The 23,539-nt window shown below is 68.2% G+C and carries 17 protein-coding genes, 1 tRNA gene and 1 riboswitch; of the genes, 6 read left to right on the top strand and 12 right to left on the bottom strand.

Annotation, left to right across the window (positions count from 1 at the left end; genetic code table 11):
- Positions 1-21: 21 nt before the first annotated feature.
- The 6 genes from ACFUTU_RS08115 to ACFUTU_RS08090 all read right to left on the bottom strand — a co-directional run bounded on the left by ACFUTU_RS08115 (position 22) and on the right by ACFUTU_RS08090 (position 9,537).
- Positions 22-2,079, bottom strand: coding sequence for an ArnT family glycosyltransferase (locus ACFUTU_RS08115; protein WP_377962989.1), 2,058 nt, complete (start codon positions 2,077-2,079; stop codon positions 22-24).
- A gap of 6 nt (positions 2,080-2,085) precedes the next feature.
- A complete protein-coding gene (locus ACFUTU_RS08110; protein ID WP_377962987.1) occupies positions 2,086-4,239 on the bottom strand; it encodes a glycosyltransferase family 39 protein in 2,154 nt (717 codons plus the stop codon).
- Positions 4,236-5,738 carry a glycosyltransferase gene (locus ACFUTU_RS08105; protein WP_377962985.1) on the bottom strand — a complete coding sequence of 501 codons (1,503 nt, stop codon included), beginning with the start codon at positions 5,736-5,738 and terminating at the stop codon, positions 4,236-4,238. Before ACFUTU_RS08105 ends, ACFUTU_RS08110 begins: the two co-directional genes overlap by 4 nt.
- Before the next feature lie 251 nt (positions 5,739-5,989).
- Positions 5,990-6,898: a hypothetical protein gene (locus ACFUTU_RS08100; RefSeq protein WP_377962983.1), complete on the bottom strand. Its 909-nt coding sequence runs from the start codon at positions 6,896-6,898 to the stop codon at positions 5,990-5,992.
- A 5-nt stretch (positions 6,899-6,903) separates the two neighbouring features.
- A riboswitch (cyclic di-AMP (ydaO/yuaA leader) is annotated at positions 6,904-7,057 on the bottom strand.
- Positions 7,058-7,161: 104 nt separating this feature from the next.
- A complete protein-coding gene (locus tag ACFUTU_RS08095; RefSeq protein ID WP_377962981.1) occupies positions 7,162-8,793 on the bottom strand; it encodes an ATP-binding protein in 1,632 nt (543 codons plus the stop codon).
- Positions 8,794-8,796: 3 nt separating this feature from the next.
- The gene (locus tag ACFUTU_RS08090; RefSeq protein ID WP_003801275.1) at positions 8,797-9,537 is read right to left on the bottom strand and encodes a response regulator transcription factor; all 741 of its coding nucleotides are present in this window, start codon (positions 9,535-9,537) and stop codon (positions 8,797-8,799) included.
- Positions 9,538-9,733: 196 nt separating this feature from the next.
- Between ACFUTU_RS08090 and ACFUTU_RS08085 the strand changes: the two genes are divergently transcribed.
- The 4 genes from ACFUTU_RS08085 to ACFUTU_RS08070 all read left to right on the top strand — a co-directional run bounded on the left by ACFUTU_RS08085 (position 9,734) and on the right by ACFUTU_RS08070 (position 14,395).
- Positions 9,734-10,810 carry a hypothetical protein gene (locus ACFUTU_RS08085; RefSeq protein WP_377962979.1) on the top strand — a complete coding sequence of 359 codons (1,077 nt, stop codon included), beginning with the start codon at positions 9,734-9,736 and terminating at the stop codon, positions 10,808-10,810.
- Positions 10,811-11,403: 593 nt separating this feature from the next.
- Positions 11,404-12,279, top strand: a complete 876-nt coding sequence (locus ACFUTU_RS08080; protein ID WP_377962977.1) for a winged helix-turn-helix domain-containing protein — start codon at positions 11,404-11,406, stop codon at positions 12,277-12,279.
- A 53-nt stretch (positions 12,280-12,332) separates the two neighbouring features.
- Complete coding sequence (locus ACFUTU_RS08075) at positions 12,333-12,860, top strand: SixA phosphatase family protein (RefSeq protein WP_377962975.1); 528 nt, start codon at positions 12,333-12,335, stop codon at positions 12,858-12,860.
- A gap of 107 nt (positions 12,861-12,967) precedes the next feature.
- Complete coding sequence (locus ACFUTU_RS08070; RefSeq protein ID WP_377962973.1) at positions 12,968-14,395, top strand: D-alanyl-D-alanine carboxypeptidase family protein; 1,428 nt, start codon at positions 12,968-12,970, stop codon at positions 14,393-14,395.
- 22 nt (positions 14,396-14,417) lie between these two features.
- Here the strand turns inward: ACFUTU_RS08070 and ACFUTU_RS08065 are convergent, their stop codons facing one another.
- The 5 genes from ACFUTU_RS08065 to ACFUTU_RS08045 all read right to left on the bottom strand — a co-directional run bounded on the left by ACFUTU_RS08065 (position 14,418) and on the right by ACFUTU_RS08045 (position 20,136).
- The gene (locus tag ACFUTU_RS08065) at positions 14,418-15,113 is read right to left on the bottom strand and encodes a hypothetical protein (protein WP_377962971.1); all 696 of its coding nucleotides are present in this window, start codon (positions 15,111-15,113) and stop codon (positions 14,418-14,420) included.
- Positions 15,114-15,121: 8 nt separating this feature from the next.
- On the bottom strand, positions 15,122-15,772 hold the full coding sequence (locus ACFUTU_RS08060; protein WP_377962969.1) for a TetR/AcrR family transcriptional regulator: 651 nt from the start codon (positions 15,770-15,772) through the stop codon (positions 15,122-15,124).
- Positions 15,769-17,805: a YhgE/Pip family protein gene (locus tag ACFUTU_RS08055; RefSeq protein ID WP_377962967.1), complete on the bottom strand. Its 2,037-nt coding sequence runs from the start codon at positions 17,803-17,805 to the stop codon at positions 15,769-15,771. The genes ACFUTU_RS08060 and ACFUTU_RS08055 overlap by 4 nt, the downstream gene beginning before the upstream one ends.
- A complete protein-coding gene (locus tag ACFUTU_RS08050; RefSeq protein ID WP_377962965.1) occupies positions 17,802-18,554 on the bottom strand; it encodes an ABC transporter ATP-binding protein in 753 nt (250 codons plus the stop codon). The genes ACFUTU_RS08055 and ACFUTU_RS08050 overlap by 4 nt, the downstream gene beginning before the upstream one ends.
- A gap of 67 nt (positions 18,555-18,621) precedes the next feature.
- Positions 18,622-20,136 carry a dihydrolipoyl dehydrogenase family protein gene (locus tag ACFUTU_RS08045; RefSeq protein ID WP_377962963.1) on the bottom strand — a complete coding sequence of 505 codons (1,515 nt, stop codon included), beginning with the start codon at positions 20,134-20,136 and terminating at the stop codon, positions 18,622-18,624.
- A 130-nt stretch (positions 20,137-20,266) separates the two neighbouring features.
- On the opposite strand from ACFUTU_RS08045, the gene ACFUTU_RS08040 reads away from it, so the two are divergent.
- On the top strand, positions 20,267-20,995 hold the full coding sequence (locus tag ACFUTU_RS08040) for a FadR/GntR family transcriptional regulator (protein ID WP_377962961.1): 729 nt from the start codon (positions 20,267-20,269) through the stop codon (positions 20,993-20,995).
- 138 nt (positions 20,996-21,133) lie between these two features.
- Here the strand turns inward: ACFUTU_RS08040 and ACFUTU_RS08035 are convergent.
- A tRNA-Arg gene (locus tag ACFUTU_RS08035) sits at positions 21,134-21,207 on the bottom strand.
- Between the two features lie 282 nt (positions 21,208-21,489).
- Here ACFUTU_RS08035 and ACFUTU_RS08030 point away from each other — a divergent pair.
- The gene (locus tag ACFUTU_RS08030; protein WP_377962959.1) at positions 21,490-23,316 is read left to right on the top strand and encodes a phosphoenolpyruvate carboxykinase (GTP); all 1,827 of its coding nucleotides are present in this window, start codon (positions 21,490-21,492) and stop codon (positions 23,314-23,316) included.
- The last annotated feature ends 223 nt before the right edge of the window (positions 23,317-23,539 follow it).

The raw sequence follows: 23,539 nt of genomic DNA, 5'->3' as shown, positions 1-23,539 counted from the left end.
CGCTGCCCGGACGGGCTGCCGTCAGGACAGGTCGTAGACCGCGGCGCCGCCGATGCTTTCGGGCTGGAAGTTGGCCGCCACCCAGTCCGATATCCGCGCCGCGGCGTCGGACCCCGTTTCACCCTGCATCATGCTTCCGCCGATAAAGTAATGGATCCTGCCGTCGGCCACGAGCTGCTGGAATTTCTCCAGCGTGGGGGCGGGATCCGTACCGTTGAAGCCCCCGACGGCCATGACCGGCAGTTCGGCGGCCAGCTGGTAGCCGGCCGCATTGTTCGAACCCACGACGGCGGCCGCCCAGGTGTAGCTTGCCGCGTCGGTTTGGAGCGCTGTCACCAGCCCGTCCGACGGCGTGCTGGCGCCGAGCAGCCCGCCCATCCCGCCGCCGCCCCGCCCGGCGAATCCGCCCGGTGCCCTGCCCGCCGAATTGGCAGCGCCGGGATTGGCAGCACCAGGATTGGCAGCACCGGGATTGGCGAGGGCGCCAGGCCCGGCGATGCTGCCCTGCCGGCCAAAGTTGCCCAGCCCGCGGAGGTTGCCGCGCACTCCCGTTGTTGACGGCCCCGCGCTGACAATCGCACCCGAATGTGCAGTTGCCGCGGTGGTGAGGGAGTAGGCCAGCGGTCCGGCCAGGACCGCCGCGACTGCGGCAGCCGCCGTCGTACGCTGCAGTGCCCTGCCCAACAAGCCGGCGGGTGCCAGCGGAACCAGCAGCACGACCGCAGCCAGCAGCGCCGCGATCAGCACCGCCCAACGGAGCCACGGGACATAGGCGGGGGAGCGGCCCAGCAGCTGGAAGGCCATGGCGCCCGCGGCGGCCACCGCGGCAGCGAGCGGCACCACGGCGGGCGGCATCGAACGGCGCTGCCAGAGGAGAACGCCCCCCAGTCCGGCCAGGCCGGCGATTCCCGGTGCCAGCGCCACCATGTAATACGGATGGATGATGCCGGCCATGAAGCTGAACGTCAGCCCGGTGACCAGCACCCAGAGGCCCCAGATCACAACGGACGCCCGCACGGCGTCCGTCCTCGGTGCCCGCCTGCCGAGCCACACCAGCGCTGCGGCGAGGATCAGCACGGACGGCAACAGCCAGGCGATCTGCCCGCCGAACTCGCTGTTGAACAGGCGCAGCAGCCCGGGCGTTCCCCAGCCATTTCCGCCCCCGACGCTGCCCGTTTCATTGCCGTTGAGCCGGCCCAGGCCGTTGTACCCGAGTGTGAGTTCGAGGATGGAGTTCGTTTGCGAGCCGCCGATGTAGGGGCGGCTTTCCGCCGGAATGAGCTCGACGGCGGCCAGCCACCACCCGGCGGACACCAGCAGGGCGCCTGCCGCGCCCGCCAGGTGCAGCAGGCGCTTCCCGGGGCGGACCGGGGCGGCGAGCAGGTAGGCCGCCGCCAGGCCCGGCACCACCAGCAGGACCTGCAGCTGCTTGGTCAGGAAGCCTAAGCCCAGGAGAACCCCTGCGAACAGGAGCCAGCGGAAACGCGCGTCCTGGATGGAGCGCAGCACCGAGTAGGCGGCCGCGGTCATGAGCAGCACCAGCAGGGCGTCGGGGTTGTTGAAGCGGAACATCAGGGTTGCCACCGGCGTCAGTGCCATGACGGCGCCGGCCAGCAGGCCGCCCAGGTGGGCCAGCCGGTCGTTGCCGGCGGCCGGCCCGGCGGCGCGGCGCACGGCCAGGTAAACCAGCCATGCTGTGGCCACGCCCATCAGCGCCTGCGGCACCAGGATGCTCCACGGGTTGAGGCCGAACAAACGGACCGACAGGCCGGTGATCCACAGGGCGGCCGGGGGTTTGTCCACGGTGATGGCGTTGGCGGAGTCGGACGAGCCGAAGAACCATGCAGTCCAGTCGCGGGACCCGGCCTGGGCCGCGGCCGAGTAGAAGGCGTTGGCCCAGCCGGAGGCGCCCAGGTTCCACAGGTACAGGACGGTTGTGCCGAGCAGGAGCGCCGCCAGTTCCAGCCGGGAGCGGAGCGGGGGCCGCGACTGCCGCAGGTTCGGTGGCTTCCCGGCCGGTGATTGCTGCCTGCGGTTCCGGGTTTCCTTGGCGGGGGAGCGTGGAATGGTGTTGGTCATGAGTGCCTACCGGGTCAGCTTGTAGACAGTGGAATTCCCGACGGTCTGGGCCTCGAAGTTGGCGGCAACCCAGGTGGCCACCTCGGAGTTCCCGCCGCGTCCGCCCATGCCGCCGCCCATGCCGCCGCCGGCGATGAAGTAGCCGATCTCGCCGTTGGCCACCATGTCCTGGAACTGCGCGAGCGTGGGGTACGGGTCCCCGCCGTTCCAGCCGCCCAGGGCAATCACGTTGGTGCCGGTGGCGAGTTCCAGGCTGGCGGCCTGGCTGGCGCCGGAAACAATGCCGGACCACTTGGCGGTGCTGGACTTCAGCAGCGTGGTGAGATCGGAGTTCACGGTGCCGCCGCCGTCGGGACCCATGCCGCCGCCGGGACCCATGCCGCCATCGCCGGGTGGGGTGCCGCCAAAGGGGGTGCCGCCGTCGGTTGAGCCGTTTGGAACCAGCCCCGAACTGTCCGGAAGCCCCGAACTGTCCGGAAGCCCCGAACTGTCCGGCAGACCCGAACCGTCCGGGAGTGCGGAGCCCGAGGTGTCCCGTCCAAATCCCGCGCGTCCGCCCTGGCCTGGTCCGCCCATCGCGGATGCAGTCGGTCCCGACGTCGGGATCGATCCGGAGTGCGGCTGGGCCGCCGTGGCGAAGGTCCACGCCGCGCTGCCCAGTCCACCCGCCAGCAGGGAGAGTGCCAGGACCGTGGCTGTCGCCGCCCCGCGCAGCCGGGCCGGAACGGAGTGGAGCGAGTCGGGCCGGAGCAGCAACGCGGCGGCGGCCAGCACGCCGAGGATCACCACGGCCACCCGGATCCAAGGCAGCCACGTGGCGTCGCGTCCCAGAAGTACGGCGGACCACGCCGAAGCGGCCAGGACCGAGGCCGCCAGCGTGATCCTGGCGGGCAGGTGGGCCCGGCCGCGCCACAGTTCAACGGACCCGATGCCAACCAGTGCGGTAATCGCCGGGGCCAGGGCAACGGCGTAGTACGGGTGGACGGTGCCGCTCATGAAGCTCAGGATGCCAGCGGTGACCAGCAGCCAGCCGCCCCAAAGGACCAGCGCCGCGCGGGTACGGGAGGTCCGTGCCTCGCGGCGGGTGAACCACAGCCCGGCGCCGAGCAGGATCAGTGCGGACGGCAGCAGCCAGGACACCTCACCGCCGAAGCTGGCCCCGAACATGCGGGTGATTCCCGCAGCACCGCCGAAGCCGACATTCCCGCCCATGCCGCCCCCGCCGCCCGGCATGCCGCCGCCCATGCCGCCTTCTGAGCCGGTAATGCGGCCCAGGCCGTTGTAGCCGAAGGTCAGCTCAAGGAAGCTGTTGGTCTCGGACCCCGCCATGTAAGGCCGGGCCGAGGCCGGCGTGAGCTGGAACAGGGCAATGTAGCTGCCTGCCACAATCACAATGCCGCCAGCCGCGGCGAGCAGATGCAGGAACCGCCTGCCGAGGCCGGTGGGGGCCGCCCAGAGGTAGGCCAGGGCAAGGCCGGGAACAATCAGGAAGCCCTGCAGCATCTTGGTCAGGAACGCCAGGCCGATCACTGCGCCGGCGGCGGCCAGCCATTTCCAGCCTGCCTTTTCAATGGCGCGGGTGGTCAGGTAGGCGGCCAGCACCAGGCACAGGGTCAGCAGCGCGTCCGGGTTGTTGAACCGGAACATCAGGGCCGCCACCGGGGTGAGCGCCAGCGCCCCGCCGGCCAGAAGTCCGGCCGCGGGGCCGGAGATCCGTTTGACGGTGAGGTAAAGGAGTCCGACGGCGGCCACTCCCATAAGTGCCTGCGGCACCAGCATGCTCAAGGGCGAGAATCCGAAGACCCGGCCAACGAGGGCGGGAATCCACAGTGCCGCGGGCGGTTTGTCCACGGTGATGGCATTGCCGGCGTCGAGGGAACCGAACAGCAGCGCGGTCCAGTCCTTCGTGCCTGCCTGGATGGCTGCGGCGTAGAAGGAGTTGGCGTACCCCGTGGCCTCGAGGTTCCACAGGTATAGCACGGCGGTGAACGCCAGCAGCGCTGCCGCCGAGGGGCGGATCCAGCGGGGCTGGCTGCCCAGCAGGAGCCGTGATGCCTTGCCTGTCCGGCGGGCTTCTTCCGGGGCGGCAGGGTGGGCAGCCCCGGCCTCGGCCGGGCTCTGTATCGCCGTCCGGTGTGGGGGAGTGGCGGTGGTGCTCATGACTGTGTCATTTCTGTGGTCGGGAGGGATGAGTGCGGAAGGGATGCCTCGGAGGCGGCAGGATCTGAGGGAGCGTTGGCGGCGGAGGCGGCAGGATCTGGGGGAGCGTTGGCGGGGGAGGCGGGATCTAAGGGTGCGTTGGCGGGGGCTGGCCGCCGCCGGAAGACCCACAGCCGGAACAGCAGGAACTTCACGGCCGTGGCCGCAAGGTTCGCGGCGGTGACGGTTGCCAGCTCAAGCCAGCGGTCCGGCGTCGTGCCTCCCGGCAGTGCGCCGCTGTGGACGAGCGCCAGTGCGCCGGAGGTGAGGGCAAGCCCGATCCCGAAAACCAGCAGACCTTCAAAGTGGTGGCGGGCAACGTCGCTGTTGCCGGCGATGCCGAACGTGAAGCGCCGGTTGGCGGCCGTGTTGGCCACCGCGGTGGTGAGCAGCGCCAGCAGGTTGGCGAGCTGGGAGTCCATCAGGTTGCGGCAGAGGTAGAAGAGGACCAGGTAGGCGAGGGTGGAGGCGACGCCGATGGCGCCGAACCGGACCAGTTGGCCGAACAGGCTGCCGCCCGGGCTCTGTTCCTGGCTGCGGGAGGCTGCCGGGAGCGGGCCGCGGGCCAGGGCTGCGCGGAGTTCGGCGACGGGGATGCGGCCGGTCACCATGTCCTTGCTGAGCCGGGCCATGCCGCGGACGTCGGCGAGGGCCGTCTGGACGATGTCCACGCTGGAGTTGGGGTCGTCGGTCCAGTCCACCGGAACTTCGTGTACCCGCAGGCCGCACCGTTCGGCCAGGACCAGGAGTTCCGTGTCGAAGAACCAGGCGGTGTCCACGGTGTGCGGGAGAATCTGCTGGGCGATGTCGGCGCGGATGGCCTTGAAACCGCACTGTGCATCACTGAAGTGGGTGCCCATCAGCGACTGCAGCAGGAAGTTGTAGCTGCGGGAGATGAATTCGCGTTTGGGTCCGCGCACCACCCGGGAGTTGCGGGTCAGCCGGGTGCCGATGGCGAGGTCCGAGTGGCCGGAGATCAGCGGTGCCAGCAGCGGACCCAGCGCCGCCAGGTCCGTGGAGAGGTCCACGTCCATGTAGGCGAGGACCGGCGACGGCGAGGCCAGCCAGACTTTCCGCAGGGCGTTGCCGCGGCCCTTCTCCTCCAGGTGAACCACGGTGACCTCACGGAGTTCCCGGGCCACGCGTTCGGCAGCCTTGAGCGTTCCGTCGGTGCTCGCGTTGTCCGCAACGGTGATGCGGAACGGGTGCGGGAACGTGCCGTGGAGGTACGCATGGAGGCGGCGCAGGCACTCCTCCAGGTCGCGCTCTTCGTTGTAGACCGGGATGGTCACGTCCAGGACCGGAACCGCAGCGGAGGTGTCAATGGGCGACCGCCGCGTGCGCCCGATGAGGCTGTGCGCCTGGGTTTGCCCCGCCGCGCCGGCCCCGTGGAGCGCATGCGTCCGGGTGTGCAGCGGTGGGTGAGGCGGGGTTCCGGAGGCCCGGTCAGTGATGGTCATGCATCAACAGTGGCGGCCGCTGTTATGAGGGTTTTAGGCCAAAGCTGTGCAGGGGCTGTGGAAGTGCTTCTTGGACGGGTTTCCTGACGGAAGGCGGCAGCATTTCTGCACCTCTTTGCCGGCCGCGTGAGGGCGCGGGCAGCAGAAAGGGCCCCGGATCCTCGCGGATCCGGGGCCCTCGGCACTCTAACCGGGCACCCTAAAGCGGTGCAGAAACGTTGGACGCCAGCCGATTCGGCCGCGGCACCCGGTCAGTACCAGTTGTGGGAGAGGTGCCAGTTCAGCGCACCGCACGGGGAGCCGTAGCGCTCCTTGATGTAGCCCAGGCCCCAGTCGATCTGGGTCCGGTAGTTGGTGCGGTAGTCCGCGCCGGCGCTCGCCATCTTCTCGGCGGGCAGCGACTGCACGATGCCGTAGGCGCCGCTGCTGGCATTGGTGGCCGTGGTGCGCCACTCCGATTCCTTGGTCCAGAGCCGCTTCAGGCACTGCATCTGGTCTGCGGACCAGCCGAAGGAACCGAGCTTGCTGGCCGCGTAGGCCTGCGCGCCGGCAGGATCGTTCACGGCAACCGGGGCGGCCTTCGCCTTGGCAGCGGCGGCAGCCTTGGCAGCAGCGGCTTTGGCAGCGGCAGCCTTCGCCGCAGCAGCCTGTGCGGCTGCGGCCTTGGCCACCGCGGCGGCGTTGGCGTCGGCCGTGGCCTTAGCAGCGGCGGCTTTTGCCGCGGCCTTGGCGGCGGCGGCCTTAGCGGCAGCGGCCTTCTTGGCGGCGGCAGCCTTGGCCGCAGCCTCCTTGGCGGTTGCCGTGCTGACGGACTGCGGGGCGACGGACGCTGCGGACGGGGCCGGCAGGGCGGAGATCAGCGTCTTGTCGAAGCTCAGCGTCTGCCCCGCGTCAGCGGTGGCCGCCGACGATTGGGCGGCCGAAGGCGCGGCCTGGTCGGCCGCCTGGCCTGCGGCGCCGACCCCCACGAGCACCGCCGCGGCGGTGGTCAGGACAGCCGCGCGGCGGCCAAAGGACGGCAGGCCTGCAGCGAAACGGCCGAAGGCAGTAGTGGGGCGGGCCGGTTCGGCGCGGTGCCGGGAATTACCGGGGCGGGAAGTCGTGCGGCCAGACTTGTTCGAGGCGCGTTCAGGGCGCGCCTGAGTCTTAAATTCAGACATGGTGGATTGCCTCTCAACACCTGCGGAGTTAGCTGTCGGGTTCGGATGAGGTCATCCGGCCGCACGGAATAATCACGTGTCGGCTTCACCCCAAGGGCTGATGCGGAAAGCCCGGGACTCTGGTTCCCCCGCCTCTGCCTGAACTAGCGGAATCCGGGAAGCGGCAGAGCTGGGCGTCAATCCGGACATGCGGCTCCCGTGGCGGCCGCACCCTATCGACGGTACAGGAGGCTTTTGATTAAGTCACATTTAGGTAACGGACATCACGGCGACGGCGCGGCGCCTTGCATGGGCAGCCGGACGGCGAATTCCGTGCGGCCGGGCCGCGACGTGACCTCCACGGTCCCGCCGTGCGCCTCGATGATTGACTGCACGATGGACAGTCCCAGGCCGCTGGTTCCCTCGGCCGCAGCCACGCTCGCGTCCGCCGGCGAAATCCCCGGTATTGCCTGCGATGCGGGGGCGCCAAGGGCGGCCGGAGCGCCTTCGCCGCCCCCGGCAGAACCCTGTGCCGCGGCGGCTGCCCGGGCCATGGCCGGCTGCGCCGGCGTTGCCCGTGACGCGTCTGCGCGGGCAAAGCGCGCGAAGACCTTGTCCACGAATTCGGGCGGGATGCCGGCGCCGTCGTCCGTGACCGTTATCACAGCGCTGCCGTCCGCCGAACGCATGACGCCGGTGGTCACCGTGGTGCCGGGCGGGGTGTGCTTGCGTGCGTTCGAGAGCAGGTTGACCAGCACCTGGTGCAGCTGTGACGCATCACCCCGGACTGACACGGGTTCCTCGGGAAGGTCCAGGTGCCAGGCCCGGTCCGGTGCCATGACTTTCTCGTCGCTGACGGTCTCGATCACAAGCTGCGTGAGGTCCACGTCGCTGAGCTTGAGCGGCTGGCCCTCGTCGAGCCGGGCGAGCAGCAGAAGGTCCTCCACCAGCGCGGTCATGCGTTCCGACTGGCTCTGCACGCGGGCAAGCGAGCGCTGGCCGTCCGGGGTGAACTTTTCGGTCATCCGCATCAGCTCCGTGTAGCCGCGGATGGCCGTGAGCGGCGTGCGGAGCTCGTGGGAGGCATCGGCGACGAACTGCCGCACCTTCATCTCGCTTTCCTGCCGCGCTTCCAGCGCATTGGAAACGTTATCCAGCATCTGGTTCAGGGCGTACCCCACGCTGCCCACTTCGGTCCCGGGATGGGCGTTCGACGGCGGGACACGGACGGCGAGTGCCACCTCGCCGGCGTCCAGCGGCAGGCGGGACACCTGGGTGGCCACCTCGGAGAGCTGCTCCAGCGGCTTCATGGTGCGGCGGATAAGCACCGTCCCGGCCAGGCCGATCAGCACCAGGCCGCCCAGGGACACGATGGTGATGGTCCAGACCAGCGACGTCAGCGTCTTCTGCTTGTCTGTCAGCGGGAGACCGGTCACGATTACGTCGCCGTAGGGTGTCTGGGTGGCCACCAGCCGGTAGGCCCCGACGGACAGGGCACGGTCTACGGGGACATCGTCCTGGCGGAGCTCCAGAAGGGTCTGGTTGTCGGCGGCCGAAAGTGTCCGGCGGCTGGCGTCGGAGGCGAGGAATCCTGCGCTGACCTGCCCGGACTGGATCCTGGCCACCAGGGTGCCCACCCGCTGGCCCTTGGCATCGAGGGGATCCGGCCTGTTGCCGGGGGCGCCGAGCGGCGGCCGGCCAAAGTCCCGGGCCCTGTTGGCAGCACCGATGAGCTGTTCGTCAAGCTGGCGGGTCAGGAACGAATCCATGGAAGCGTAGCTGAAGAGGCCGACGGCAGCGCAGATGGCCACGAGGAGAGCCATGGCCACCAGGACCAGCCGCGTGCGCAAATGCCAGGTGCCCGGCTTCAGCCAGCTCCGGCGCTGGGTGGGGGCGGCCCCGGAAAGGTTTGCCACGGCCTACTCTGCCGGCTTGATGACGTAGCCCGCGCCGCGGACCGTGTGGATCATCGGCGGGTGCACTGCATCCACCTTTTTGCGCAGGTAGGAGATGTACAGCTCCACGATGTTGGCCTGGCCGCCGAAGTCGTAGTTCCACACGCGGTCCAGGATCTGGGCCTTGCTAACCACGCGCTTGGGGTTCTCCATGAGGTAGCGCAGCAGCTCGAACTGAGTGGCGGTCAGCTGCAGCTCGTCGCCGGCGCGGGTCACTTCGCGAGTGTCGAGGTTCAGGACAAGGTCGCCCACCACGAGCTCAGCCGAATCCATCGCGGCCACGCCGGAGCGCTGGACCAGACGGTGCAGGCGCAGCAGGACTTCCTCCATGCTGAAGGGCTTGGTGACATAGTCGTCACCGCCGGCGGCGAGGCCGACAATCCGGTCCTGTACCGCGTCCTTGGCGGTTAGGAACAGCGCCGGGACCTCCGGCGCGAAGGCGCGGATCCTGCCGAGAAGCTCGACGCCGTCGAACCCCGGAAGCATCACGTCCAGCACCAGCACGTCCGGGCGGAACTCCTTGGCGAGTTTCACCGCCTCGGGTCCGTCGGCAGCGACGGCGACCGACCAGCCGGCCATGCGCAGGCCCATGCTCATGAGCTCGGAAAGGCTTGGCTCGTCGTCGACCACCAGGGCGCGGATGGGGGAGCCGTCCGGGTGGGTCAGTTGGGGAAGGTTGTTGGTCATGGAGTGCGAAGTGGCCATGTGACAACTCTCCGTTCTGGTCTTTAGCCGCCGCTTTGGCGATCCTGTGCGCCGGCTGTGAATCCCAGCCTAGCGAGCTGACAGGTGCGCTGTACCCAATTTCAGGTCACAGCCATGGCTCTTGCGCCGCACAGCCCAAACACAGGAAGGCTTCCCAGTCTGGAACGGACACTTCCGCACCCTAAAGGAGATCGCAATGAGCGGACAGCAGCACGCACCTGTTCCGGAAACCACACCTCTGGCTCCCGCGCCGCAGGCGGACGGGCACACGTACGAGCCGGGGCATACTGACGGGCCAGCCCAGGAACAGGCGCCGGGTCTCCGGCCTGCCGCCGCGCCGGCCGAAACGAACCGCCTGCCCGCGGCGGGTCCGGTGCCGCAAACCGCGCCGGGCCCGGGCAATGGTTGGGGAGCACCGACGACGGCCTCCGCCGACACGTCCCGGGCGTCCGGCTGGGCTGGAAACTGGACCCATGCTCCCACAGATGGGCGTGCCAGCGAAGGCTGGAATGGCGACCGGGCCCAGCCCCCCGGCGCCGGCTGGGGTGCGGGATGGGGAGTGGCGCCGACTGGAAAAGCGGGCGGTTCGGCGGCCAGCGGCAAACCATGGTCCATGAAGCGCGGGCTGGTGGTGGCGGGGGCGGCGACGATCGTGGCTGCTGGGGCCGGAGCTGCCGTGTACGGCCTGGGCAGCAACGCTGCCGCTGCCAACGGAACAGCCGCCGGAACGCAGGGCGGACTGGGCCAGGGCGGACTTGGCCAAGGGGGAGCCCAGGGCGGAGCGCCACAGGATGGCGGTTCCACGGGTGGCCCGGGCGGCATGCAGGCGCCGGGTGGCGGAACCGTGCCCGGCCAGGGGGGAGACTTCGCGCCCAACGGCTTGGGCGGAATGGGCAGCGGAGTCTCCGCCGCGGTCCACTCGGAATACGTCGTGCAAGAGAACGGGGAGTACGTCACCAAGGTGGCACAGCTCGGCACTGTGTCCGGGGTTTCATCGGGTTCGGTCACGGTAAAGAGCGCCGACGGCTTCACGCGCACGTACACGCTCAGCAGTGAGACGGCGGTGGGCAGCATGCTGCAGCGGCGGCAGCAGTCGGTCACCGGTGACCTGACCGTGGCGGACATCGTTACCGGGGCCACTGTCAGGATTGTGGCCGCCAAGGATGGTTCGGCATTTGCCGCCGAGAGCGTACAGGTGAGCGGGACTGCCACAAACCAGTCAGAAGGAGGTGCCGGCTCAAGCGGAAGCACAGGCTCGGGCCAGTCCAGCTGATGCGGAGGGGGCGCGGCGCCCACGGCAACCGGGCGCCATAGCCGCTGTCCGTTCCGGATTTGACCACGGCCCCAAGCTGCACACGCCAAAAATTTCGCGACCATGCCGCGTCACAGCTGGACAACCGGTGAATCAGGGCTGCCGGATTTCGGCAATCCGAGTGTCATTGAAGATTCAATGTTTATTCTCCAGATATTCGAACAATATTTTGCAGGGGATGCTTTCCGACCGTTTGTTCAGGAAAATCAGCCAAAAAACCAGCCGCGAACAAAACTGTGATTTACCACACAAACCCGCACTTTGTCTCAGTATGCGGACGGTTCCGTCCATTGTTACTTGCAAGTTTTCATTGTTACGTTGCACACTTTCAAATGTGAACAAGAACTCAACAGCACCTGCAGTCGCAGAATATTGGCCCAGCACACCCGCTGCTGCCGACATGCGCTGTTGTCGAATGCACGCCTGACTTTCACCACCCGACGAAGTTTTTAGGCATTCGCCCCCAGCCCAGCGTAGGGCGCCCCTCCCCAGACATTGCGGGGACCCAAGCATTCGAGCCGCGATGACGGCCATTCACATTGAGGTAAGCAAACATGTCAGTTGCATCCGGATACGTCCACATCTCAGTCCGTAACGCCAACAAGGCAGGCCAGGCCCCTGGCCTGCGCCAGGGATTCGGCGCCCGGCCCGCCTTCGGCCCGGGAGGCCAGGCAAACAGCATTCCCGCCGCCCCCGGTTACGCACCCCAGGGCTACAACCCCAACTCGTACGGCCAGCTCCGCGCCGTGCAGGCCGAGGACGCCGCGCCGCTGACTGCGCCCACACCTCTTGTGGCCCCCGTCGCCGCCGCGCCGGTCCGCCCCGTTCCCAACGAAAACGTCGCCCGCGGGTTCGTCCTGTACATGGGCATCGACGAGGAAACCGCCGCCGCCGCCGGTACCTCGATCGCCAAGCTTGCCCAGGAGATCCGGGCCTACGCCCAGTCCCTGGTTACTGGAGCAGAGAGCTACGCCGCCGTTGCCGTGGCCCCGGCCAGCGCACCCGGTTCCGCGCTCGACGTTGTCCGTTCCACCTTCGGCGACCCGACCGTCAACGCCCGGCAGCGCACCGAGACGGCCCGCGTGCAGCCTGCCCAGGATCCCCGCCCTTCCGGTGTCCTGATCGACCTCGCCCGCCGCGAAGTCCACCTCGACGGAGAGTCCCTGAACCTGACGTTCAAGGAATTCGAACTGCTCAACTACCTCGTGGAGAACGGCACCCGCACCGTAGGCCGCGATGAACTGCTCGAGGGCCTGTGGCGGAACGCCGAAGAAGTGCCGAACGAGCGCACCATCGACGTCCATATCCGCCGCCTCCGCTCCAAGCTCGGCCGCCTTGCCAACACCGTGCGTACGGTCCGCGGCCAGGGCTACCGCTTCTACGAGCACCCCGAGGTCGTTGTCTGGGCTGCTCCGGAGTACTCGATCTAGTCCCTCAGGGGCCATCCGGTCCCGGCCTCCGTGGCTGGGGATAGGCTAGGGCCATGAGTGCGCACCATAAGAAGCGGCTGGTCCTCATGCGCCACGCCAAGGCCGACTGGCCGGGCGGCGTGGCGGACCACGAGCGGCCCCTGGAGGAGCGCGGCCACCGCGAGGCGCCACTCGCGGGCAAGTGGCTGCTCAAGCACAACATCGTTCCGGACTTCATCCTTTGTTCCAGCGCGCTGCGGACCCGGCAGACCTGCACCTGGGTGTGCAGCGAACTTGGCGAGAAGGCCCCGACGCCGAAACTCGAGGACGGGCTCTACGGCGCCTCCGCGCTCCGCATGCTCGCGGTCATCAACCATGTGCCGGACACCGTGACCACGCTGATGGTGATCTCCCACATGCCCGGCGTGCAGGACCTGGCCATGCACCTGGCATCCCGGGATTCCAACCATGATGCCTACATGGATGCCGCCACGCGCTTTCCCACCAGCGGACTGACTGTGCTGGAAACAGAGAAGCCCTGGGCTGAACTGGACGGGCAGGACGCCAGGCTTACGCACTTCAAGGTTCCGCGCGCGCACTAGCCGCAGCCGCTCACTCCGGCCCCGGCCGTGCTGGATCCGGCCGCGCGCTTACCGGTGCAGGCGGGTAGGCTTGTCCCCAGCGTCGTCTAATTTGGGGAAGGGCCGCCATGCTGACATCTGTACCCGCCCGGTGGCGGGCAGCGGCCCGGCGGTTCGCTGCCGCCGTCGTCGTTCTCACCATGCTTTCCGCTGGGGCCCAGCAGGCCTCGGCGGCGCCCTCCGGTGACCTCCTCTCCACTCAAGTGGTTTCGAACCCCAGCGATGCGTGGGTCCTGGTGAACAAGTCGCGCCCGCTGAACCCCCGGCAGTTCGCGCCCTCGGACCTCGTCAGCTGGAACGGCAGCGGACACCTGCTGCGGCGCCAGGTGGCAGGTGCCTTGGGCCAGCTGTTCGCCGGTGCCCGCGGTGCCGGATACTCCCTCGAGGTGATCAGCGGCTACCGGTCCTACGCGTCCCAGAGTGCCCTGTACAACTCGTACGTCCAGATGTACGGGCAGGCGTACGCGGACACTATTTCCGCGCGGCCCGGCTACAGCGAGCACCAGACCGGGCTGGCGGCGGACATCGGCAACGCAGGCGGCGGCTGCGGCCTCACAGCATGCTTCGGAGCCACTCCCGGCGGGCGCTGGGTGGCTGCGAACGCGCACCGCTACGGCTTCATCGTCCGCTATCCGCAGGGCTACTCCGGCATCACCGGCTACACGTATGAGCCCTGGCACCTGAGGTTCGTCGGTGTTCCGCTCGCCACCGACATGAAGAGCCGCGGCATCCCCACCATGGAACAGTACTTCGCCGCCCGCCCCACCGTCCGGAGCGGGGCGGACATACTCGCGGCGGATTCCAGCGGTGTGCTGTGGTCATATCCCGCTGACCGCCGCGGCGGGTTTGGCACGCGGGTCCGGATTGGGGCCGGCTGGTCAGGCCTGAAGGCCGGCCTCGTTGCCGACTGGAATGCCGACGGCGTGTACGACATCGTGGCCCAGTGGAAGACGGGCACCCTCTCTGTATACCGCGGCAAGCTGTCCGGCGGCTTCCTCAGCCCCGTCCAGGTGGGCAGCTCGGGATGGCAGTCCATGAACGTGACAGTGGGCAAGTGGCACAACGGCCACCGGTACCCGGGCGTCGTGGGAACGGCGGTAGACGGAAGCCTGTACTACTACCCGAACGCCACAGGCGGCGCGCTCAGCGCCGGGCTGAAGATCGGGCAGGGGTTCCAGGGCATGAAGCTGGCCATGGCGGACTTCGACAACGACCGCCGGCAGGACCTGCTGGTCACCGGCGCATCCGGCGAACTCCTGCTGTTCAGGTCCGACGGCGCGGGAAAGTTCGCCGCGGAGCCGCGCCGAAAGGTGGGGGCGGGCTGGAACGGGGTGGCCCAGTCCCACGCTGCCTTCGGGTTCGAAGGCAGCGGAACGCGCGGGCTCTCCGCGAAGACGAACGACGGGCGCCTCGTGTATTACGGCCTGGGCAACGGCCAGTTCACGGGGACCCACGTTATCGGGTCGGGCTGGCAGCCGTTTAGCATCTTCCGTTAGGCGGGCTGGCACCGCGCGTGGGTCAGCGGCGGCGCGGCGACCTTGCATCAGGCCGCGGCGCCGTTGTCCGCTGGGCCGGCTGCCTGGTGTTTGGGGCCGGTTTCTGTTGGACCGGCTGGCGCCGAACCGTGCTCTGGGCCGGCTGCCTTGTGCCCTGGGCCGGCTGCCTGGCACCCGCCGGAAGCTTCGCTGCGGGCCGGGCCGGCGGCTGGGCGGCCCGGACCGGCGCGGCGGCGGGCCTCCTGGCGGCGCGTGCCGGGCTCGTGCTTCTCGACATGGCCGTGCCAGCGGGTCTGGCGGCACCGGCGGCGCCTGTGTGCCGCGTCCGACGGCGGGACGGCCAGACTGCGGAGCAGAACAGCACCAGCAGGGTCAGCATTCCCGAAGCCCCCGCCAGATAGAAGTAGATATCCGAATCCCGGGATGTCACGGCCTGGCCCAGTGCGGCTGCGTCCTGGTTGAAGGCCAGTCCCCACATGCGCAGGAACGCTATGCTGCAGCCGATAAAGAGGCTGGTGCCGGCGCCTCCGGCCAGCAGGGCCAGGTAGCGCCGCCGGGCGAAGGATTCGGCCACAGACGCCACGTATCCCACCGCCACGGCGCCAAGACAGCCAGCCAACGCGGCCTCCTCCAGCGTGGTGGCGGTCAGCACCAGCAGGCCTGCCGCTGCCGTGAAGGCGCCGATCGCCGTCTTTCCGCTGTTACCCATGTGGCCCATGGGACTAATCATCCCTGAGGATCGGGCCCCTTCAGCACGTAGCCGCGCATGATTGTCATGATGGCTGCAACGCTTTGGTCACGGCTCCGTTCCGGGTTGTACGTCTGGCGGTCCAGGCCCACCACGAAGCAGGCACCGAAGACGGCCGCCTCCAGGCTTCCCCGGGAGACGGACGCATCCACCGGATACCGCGCGGCCACGCTTTCAATTGCCGTGCCGATCACCCGCAGCAGCCGGCCCCGGAGTTCCACGAAGGTGTCCTGCCACTCACTCGGTGTGCGCCACTGCTCGCCCACCCACAGCCGGGCAAAAGACGGATACTCGGCCATGAAATCCATGGCCTGGCCGATCATTGCCTCCATCCCGGCCAGCGGGTCCGTCGCCCCGCCCCGCACACTGAGCAGCCGGGCCTCGAGGATGTCCACGCCGTGCCGCAGCAGCTGGGCGATCAGGTCGGACTTGCTGCCGAAGTTGTAGTACACGGTCCCCTTGGAGACACCGGCCGAGGCGGCGATCTCATCCACCGTCACCCCTGATGCGCCGCGTTCGCCGATCAGGTCCATGGATGCCTCGAACAGCTTCTGCTTGGTGGCGTTGGTCCTGCCGGGGCGAAGCTTCCTGGGTGCAACGGGGTCCTGATCCGCCTCCAGCGTGCTCATACGGCGATCTCCGGTTTCAGGGTCTTGAGGGTCCAGAACTTGTTCTTGCGGACGGCCAGCGTAGACAGGGCTATCCCCAGCAAAGTGTAGCCAAGCAGCCCCGTAAAGGTGGCCGGAATGAGGGACAGATCCGCACCGTAGACCAGGTGCCGCATGCCATCTACCACGTATCCCATCGGCAGGACCCGGTGGACGGCATGCAGCGGTTCGGGCGTGGTCTGCCACGGGAAGGTGCCCCCGGAGGAAACAAGCTGCAGCACCAGCAGGATGAGCACCACCAGCTTCCCCGGCGAGCCGAGCAGCGCCACCACGCCCTGGATGATGGCGCTGAACGCCATGGCTGCAGCCAGCAGGAGCAGCCACATCAGCCACGGATGGGCAGGATGCAGCCCTAGCCCCAGATTGACGACAACGGTGAGCAGGCTCGCCTGTGCCGCGGCCACCACCAGGAACGGCAGCCAGCCCCCGGCGGCGATCTTCCAGGCCGGCGCGTTGGAGGCGAGCGCACGCTGGGTGACAGGGCGCATGGCCTGGACCAGCATGAAGACGCCGATCCACAGCGCCAGGGTCATGAAGAACGGGGCCAGCCCGGCGCCGTAGGAGCCGGCCTTGGCCTGCGAGACGTTGCTGACCGCAACCGGATCTGACATCACGGATGAGAGGCTGCTCTTCTGCGAGTCGCTGGGGTGGGGAACCTTTCCCGCGCCCTGCGCGAGCCCGGAAGCAAGTTTTCCTGCTCCGGCCGCGGCGGTGCCCGCACCATCTTCAAGCTGCGACGCACCGTCGTCGAGCTTTTGGGCGCCAGCCGAGACGGCGGCGGCACCGTCCACGGCTGTCTGCTCACCGGAAGCCAGGGCGGCGGCGCCCGCTGCCAGCCGGTCGGCCCCGGCAGCCGCCGTCGAGATTCCCTCCGTCAGCGCAGGAGCCGCGGTGGCCAGCCGGGCTGCACCGGCACTGACGGCAGCTGATCCGTCGGCAAGCTGCTGGATCTGCGCGGCGTCCGTCTGGATCTTCGCTTTCGCATCACCGACCGGGCCGGACGCGGCCGCCCCATCGGCCTCCGCGAGCACCCTGTCTGCCTGTTCTTTGGTGAGGACGCCGGCGGCCACCAGCTTGCCGGTGGACTCCTGCAGCCGGCGGCGGAGGCTGTTTTCCGCTGCCTCGAGCTGCCCGACGGCGTCCTGGACCTTGCTGCTGAGCGCCGCATTTCCGGCCGCGACCTGCGCGGCCCCGTCTGCGAGGCGCTGCGAATCCGCCGGAAGTCCGGCTGTCCTGTCCCGCAGCCGGGCCAGCCCTCCGCTGAGCTGCCCGGCGCCTGCCGAGAGCTCGTTGGCCCCGTCGCGCAGCCTGACCTGGCCGTTGTACAGGTCGGCGGCGCCGGTTTCCAGCTTCGCGGTTCCGGCGTGCAGGGTGGCTGTGCCTTCGTGCAGGCGGGTGACGCCGTCGGCCAGCTGGGCAGCGCCGTCGGCGGCCTTCACCATCTGCGTGTGGATGGTGCCGAATCCGGTGAGCAGCTGGTTGGCTGTCTCCGCGCCCACCTCCTTGGCCACCGAGGCGTGCACGGCCGTGGTCAGCTTCTCCACGATGGTGCTCAGCAGGTAGTTGTTGGCGTCGTTGGTGGTGACATTGAGCATGGCCTGGGTTGCCGAGTCGAAGCTGCCGGGCGAAGCCAGGTTGGCGGAAAAATCCTTGGGAATCCTGAGGGCGAACGCATACTTTCCGTCGCTGACGCCCTGGTCCGCCTCTGCTGCAGATGGAACTGCCTGCCAGTTGAACACGTGCCCGCCGATGAGGCTGTCCGCCACTTTCCGCCCCGCCTTCAGCCGCGTTCCGTCGCTGCTGGTTGCTCCGGCGTCTTCCACCACGAGCGCGGCGTCGATCCGGTCCAGGTTTCCGTACGGATTCCAGTTGGCGTAGAGGTACACAGCACCGTAGAGCAGCGGCACCATGGTGAGGGCCAGGATGGTCAGCTTCGGCAGCAGCCCGCCAGTCATGCGCTTGAGTTCGGAGCGCGCCAGCCGCAGGACGGTCACTTGCGTGCCTCCGCCGTCACGATGGAGCCGTCCACGCTGGAGTTTTTGTCCAGATAATCGGACTTCGGGGGCGTTTTGGGGCCATTATCTGGACAAAAACTCTCCCCGGGCGGAGCGGATGGGGCCGGAACCGCGTTGCCGATCGCGGCGGACGGCCCGGTCCAGCTGTCCGGGAGGGCACTGACGGTGGCGACGACGGCAAGGGGCCGGCCGCCGTCGTCCGCCACTTCCGTCAGCCGCGGCAGCCAGCCGGCGGGGCCGGCGCCGTGCCGGTCGGGGGAGTCCACCACGAGGAGGTCGGTGTCGGGGTTGGCCAGGGCCAGCGCCGTGAGGAGTTCAATGCGGCGGGCCTGGGGGAGCTGCTCTGTCCACATGCCGGCCACGTCCTCGAAGCGGTTGACCTTCAGCCACGGCTTGCTGAGCAGGGCACCCCGGTAACGCCGGGGGATCAGGGCCAGGTCCTCGGTCACCAGATCCGCGACGCTCAGGTGCTGTTCGGGCTCGTTGACCCCGGGGGAGTCCACCAGGGTGCTGGCGCGCCGCAGCGGCCGCACCCCGGCTGTGCCGTCCCAGGAGAGCGTGCCGCCGTCGGCTTTCATTCGGCCGCTGAGGACGAGAGCGAGGGCTGTCCGCTGGTCCTGGCGGTCGCCCGTCACCAGCAGCAGTTGGCCGCGGGCCACTTGTAGGGAAGTCGGCGGGAGGAGGTCGGACCGCCGGCCTTTCACGCTGAGCTGTTGTGCGCAGAGCAAAGGGAGCCTTTCGCAGAAGTTGTCTGCATCAAGGTTAACTAAACTGACCAGTCAGTTCAAATAAGCGCTAGAGTCCGTATTTTTCCAGCAGCCGGAGCCACACTTCGCTGATCGTGGGGTAGGAGGGTACCGCGTGCCAGAGCCGGTCCAGCGGAACCTCCCCGACGACGGCGATCGTGGCGGCATGCAGGAGTTCGGCCACATCAGGTCCGGCGAAGGTGGCGCCCAGGAGCACCTTGCGGTCCTCATCCACCACCAGCTGCGCCCAGCCTTTGTAGTTCGCGGCGTGCAGGGAAGAACCCGCCACCTCGATGGGCAGCTCCACTGACGATGCGTTGTAGCCGTCCTTGCGCGCCTGCTCCAGCGACCTGCCGACGTTGGCCAGCTCGGGATCAGTGAACACGACGTTGGGGACGGCGTGGTCGTCGGCTGTCTGCGTATGCCGGCTCCACGGCTCGGCCTCCCCGCGAAGCTCACCCTTGGCGCGGGCTGCGATGGCGGCGCCGGTGGCACGGGCCTCGTACTTGCCTTGGTGGGTCAGCAGGACCCTGCCCGCAGCGTCACCCACGGCGTACAGCCACGGGTCATCGCCGTTGCCGGAGGCTTCCGCCACCACGCCGGTGCTGTCCGTGCGGATGGTCAGGGGCTTGCCGTCGTCGGCGGACAGGCCCACGCTTTCGAGCCCGAGCCCGTCCAGGGCGGGCCGCCGGCCCGTGGAGACCAGAAGCCTGTCCACCGTGACGGTGTCGCCGCCGTCGGTACCGCCGTCGCCCGTACCATCGCCGCCCGTACCGCCGCCGCCCGTACCGCCGTCGAGCGTGAGCGTCAGGGAGCCGTCGGAATTCCTGTGGACGCTGCGGGTCCTGGTGTCGAGCCGGAGTTCCACTCCGTCCGCCCGAAGTCCGGCGGCCACCAGCTCGGCAGCCTCGGCGGGAAAGTTGCGCAGCAGGCCGCTGCGGGCCACCAGCGTGACCGCGGATCCGAGCCGGGCGAAGGCCTGGGCAAGCTCCGTGCCGGCAACGCCGCCGCCCAGCACGCCAAGGCGTGCCGGAACTTCCTTAGCCGAGGTCGCCTCGCGCGTTCCCCAGTACTCCACCTCGGACAGGCCCTCGACCGGGGGCCGGTTCGGAGTAGAGCCGCTGGCAAGTACGACGGCGTGACGCGCCGTGAGTGCGTAATCGTCACCGTCCAGCCCGGCTACGCTTACTGTCCGTTCGCCCGTGAGCCGTGCCCGGCCTCGGATCAGCTCGATCCCGGCGCCCTCCACCCACTCCACCTGGCCGGCGTCCTGCCAGTGGGACGTGAAAGAGTCCCGCTGCCTGAGGACCGCCGCTGCGTTGAGCGTTCCGGTCACGGCCTCGCTGGCTCCGGGAACGGCCTGGGCCCCGTGCAGCGCGGTCCCCGGGCGCAGCAGCGCCTTGGAAGGCATGCAGGCCCAGTACGAACACTCGCCGCCCACCAGTTCGGCTTCCACGAGGACCGCGGTCAGGCCGCCCTGCACCACGCGGTCGGCGGCATTTTCGCCCACGGCGCCGGCGCCGATCACAATGACATCGAATTCCCGTTCAACAAGACGTGGCATGGCATCAGACTACGCCCGCCGTTGCCGCGCACTTTGACAGCGGGCGCTGTAACAATGGATCCTCCCGTTCTGGGGACGTGGGACATCCGCTACGGTGGGGAAAAGTACGGCCAGTGCAAAGGAGCCCTCCATGCAGCCCTCCCGCGTGGTTCCGCCCGCCCGGTACAGTGCCCAGGCCCGCCTGCGTGCCCTGCAGTCGGACATCATGGAGCTGATCCTGGACCGCGAGCTGGAGCCCGGCGACGCCCTTCCCACTGAAAATGAGCTGTGCCTTGCCCTCGGGGTGGGCCGGAACACGCTCCGGGAGTCGCTGAAGGTCCTGCAGGCGCTCGGAGTCATCGAAATCCGCCACGGCTTCGGAATGTTCGTTGCGCCCAGCAATTTCGAGTCCCTGGCGGAGGGCCTGATTTTCCGGGGACGCCTTTCGCTGCGGCACCACGGCCAGGAAGCTCGGCAGCTTGTGGACGTCCGGCATGCACTCGAGGCAGGGCTCATCGGCAGCGCCATGGATGAAATGACGGCGGACCACCTGGCCGCCATCGAGGAGTGCGTGATCCGCATGGAGCATAACGCAGCCGCAGGGGAGGCGTTTGTGGAAGCCGATGCCGAATTCCACCGCAGGCTCTTTGAACCCCTTAACAATGAACTTCTGCTGAACCTCCTGGGCGTGTTCTGGAAGGTGTACCGCAAGATCTACACGGAAGTCGGCCCCGGGGTGGAAGACCTGCCGGCGCTCGCTGCCCTGCACCGCAGCATCTTTTCGGCTGTTGCCGCGGGGGACAAGGCCCGGGCGTCCCGGGAGCTCACTCGCCACTTCGAGGGTTTCCGCCAGCGGATCCGTGGCGCCGTCGGCGAGTAGGAGGCTGCGGGGCGGGCGAACAGGCAGCTCATGCCCTCAAATCCTGGCTTTGAGGGCATGAGCTGCACGTTCGCGTATTACGGCCGGCGCTTAACGCAGAAGACCCGCACCGGTTTCCCGGTGCGGGTCTTCTCTCTGTGCGCCCAAAGGGATTCGAACCCCTGACCTTCTGTTCCGTAGACAGACGCTCTATCCAGCTGAGCTATGGGCGCATCTTCCGGTTCTCAGTGAGCTTTTCTCGCTCACCCCCGAACCTCGAATAACTTTACGGGAGATCGGCCGGAGTTCCAAATCGAGAGCCATGTAATTTACACAACTAGACCGGTCTATGTGACCTTCGTCACTAATTTCGAATCTTCTAAATCGAAATTCCGCGAGTTTCCGCGGAAGTTGTTTCAAAAACGGCAGGAGGTCCGATGTCTGACAGCGAATTGGTCCAGATCATCAGAAATAGCATTTAGCACACACCACCGAACCCGAGGAAGGGAACCGCAATGGCCCACTTGGCGCGACTGCCGCTGCTTGAGAAAGCACCCACCACCCATGCTGGCCTGCTGGCGTGGGTTGAAGAGGTCGCTGGGCTGACCCAGCCGGACCGCATTCACTGGGTTGACGGCTCTGAGGAAGAAAACACCCGCCTCACCGACGAACTCGTCGCCGCCGGCACGCTGAAGCGGCTGAACCAGGACCTGTTCCCCAACTCCTTCGCGGCCTTCTCGGACCCCGCTGACGTTGCCCGCGTTGAAGAGCAGACCTTCATCTGCTCCGAAAACAAGCACGACGCCGGCTTCACCAACAACTGGATGGCTCCGGCGGAGATGAAGGAGAAACTGCGCGGACTGTTCGCCGGCTCCATGCGCGGCCGCACCATGTACGTCATCCCGTTCGTTATGGGCCACCTTGACGCAGAGGACCCCAAGTTCGGCGTCGAGATCACCGACTCCGCCTACGTAGTTGCCTCGATGCGCATCATGGCCCGCATCGGTACCGACGTCCTGAACAAGATCACCGAAACCAACGCCTTCTTCGTTCCGGCACTGCACTCCCTGGGCGCCCCGCTGGAGCCCGGCCAGGCGGACGTCCCGTGGCCCTGCAACCCGGACAAGTGGATCGTGCACTTCCCCGAAGAGCGCTCCATCTGGTCCTTCGGCTCCGGCTACGGCGGAAACGCACTGCTCGGCAAGAAGTGCTACGCCCTGCGCATCGCCTCGGTCATGGCCCATGACGAGGGCTGGCTTGCCGAGCACATGCTCATCCTCAAGCTCACCTCGCCGGAAAACAAGATCTACTACGTCTCGGCAGCCTTCCCGTCTGCTTGCGGCAAGACCAACCTGGCCCTCCTCGATCCGACCATCAAGGGCTGGAAGGTTGAGACCCTGGGTGACGACATCACCTGGATGCGGTTCGGCAAGGAGGGTGAGCTCCGCGCCGTCAACCCAGAGGCCGGCCTCTTCGGCGTGGCACCCGGCACCGGCTGGGGCACCAACCCCAACGCCATGCGCGCCATCGCCAAGGGCAACAGCATCTTCACCAACGTTGCGCTGACCGACGACGGCGGCGTCTGGTGGGAGGGCATGACGGAGGAAACCCCGGCCCACCTCACCGACTGGCAGGGCAACTCCTGGACGCCCGAGTCCGGCAAGCCCGCAGCGCACCCGAACTCCCGCTTCTGCACCCCGATCGACCAGATTGACATGCTGGCCGAGGAGTACCACAGCCCGAACGGTGTCGAGCTGTCCGCCATCCTGTTCGGCGGCCGCCGCAAGACCACCATCCCGCTGGTCACGGAGGCCCGCGACTGGACCAATGGCATTTTCATGGGCTCCACCCTTTCCTCGGAAACCACCGCTGCCGCGGCCGGTGCCGTCGGCGTGGTCCGCCGCGACCCCATGGCCATGCTCCCGTTCATCGGCTACGACGCCGGCGACTACCTGAACCACTGGGTCAACCTCTCGGCCAAGGCCAACCCTGAGCGGCTGCCCAAGATCTTCCTGGTCAACTGGTTCCGCCGCACGGCTGAGGGCGGCTTCGCCTGGCCGGGCTTCGGCGACAACGCCCGCGTCCTGAAGTGGGCCATCGAGCGGCTCGAAGGAAAGGCCGACGCCGTCGAGACTCCCATCGGCTTCGTCCCGACCGGCGACTCCATCGACCTCACCGGGCTGGACATGACCCCCGCGCAGGTTGAGGAAGCAGTCCACGTTGATCCGGACGAGTGGAAGACCGAGCTCGCCTCGATCGAGGACTGGTTCGCCAACTTCGGCGATTCGCTGCCCGCAGCGCTCCAGCAGGAGCTGGAAGGCCTGAAGGCCCGCCTGGCCTAGTCCCCGCTGCCTCCCCAATCTCGCAAGCTCGATTGGGGCCCCTCGGCAGCGTGGGCCCACCCCTGCCGCCCTAATCTCGCAAGCTCGATTGGGGCCCCTCGGCAGCGTGGGCCCACCCCTGCCGCCCTAATCTCGCAAGCTCGATTGGGGCCCCTCGGCAGCGTGGGCCCACCCCTGCCGCCCTAATCTCGCAAGCTCGATTGGGGCCCCTCGGCAGCGTGGG

The sequence above is a fragment of the Arthrobacter sp. NPDC057388 genome, assembly GCF_042668165.1.
Lineage (GTDB): Bacteria > Actinomycetota > Actinomycetes > Actinomycetales > Micrococcaceae > Arthrobacter.
The sequence above is the reverse complement of the archived record's forward strand: the minus strand, read 5'-3'. Positions and strand labels throughout refer to the sequence as shown.